Below are 719 nucleotides of genomic sequence, written 5' to 3'. Positions count from 1 at the left end.
GGCGGCCTGGACTCGGCAGTGTCCGGCCTTACCAGTGGCAAATCCGGCGCGTATGTCTCGGACAGCAGCGTGACGACGACGCAAGCCGTTGCCTCCGGTGCCGATGCATCGGCGGGTGGCTTCGGCGCTTCGGCGACGGGTGCGGCGTCTACGGCCTTGGGTAACCAAGCCAGCGACAACGGTGTCGACAACTCGACCTTGCTGGGCCAGGGCGCAACGATCACGGCAGGCCTCACGGGTTCTAACGTGGCGTTGGGTCAAGGCTCGACGGCAACGGTCGGTTCGGAAGCCGGCTACGCAGCGATTGGTCTGAGCACCGCGCAAGACTCCAGCGGCGAAGTGTCGCTGGGCGCATCCGGCGCTGAACGCAAGATCACGAATCTTGCCGCAGGCAGCGCGGCGACCGATGCGGTGAACGTTGCGCAATTGACCGGCGTGTCGAATGCGGCGACGGCAAGCGTCGGCACATTGGGCGCGAGCGTGGCGTCGAATCTGGGTGGCGGATCGGCGTTCGATCCGGTGACCGGCTCCGTCACTGCGCCGACCTACGGCGTGCAAGGCAGCAACTACTCCAACCTTGGCAGCGCCATCGGGGGTCTGGATACGGCAGTGACCGGCCTTGCAAGCGGCAAGTCCGGCGCGTATGTCTCGGACAGCAGCGTGACGACGACGCAAGCGGTCGCTTCGGGTGCGGACGCATCGGCGGGAGGCTTCGGTGC

1 pseudogene is annotated in these 719 nt (G+C 66.8%); it reads left to right on the top strand.

Annotation, left to right across the window (positions count from 1 at the left end):
- Nucleotides 1–18 precede the first annotated feature (18 nt).
- Nucleotides 19–719: pseudogene (locus API01S_RS28610) on the top strand (hypothetical protein); the annotation flags it as partial.

The organism is Achromobacter piechaudii NBRC 102461 (assembly GCF_001571245.1).
Taxonomy (GTDB): Bacteria; Pseudomonadota; Gammaproteobacteria; order Burkholderiales; family Burkholderiaceae_B; genus Achromobacter; species Achromobacter piechaudii.
This window is presented reverse-complemented; position numbering and strand designations above follow the sequence as displayed.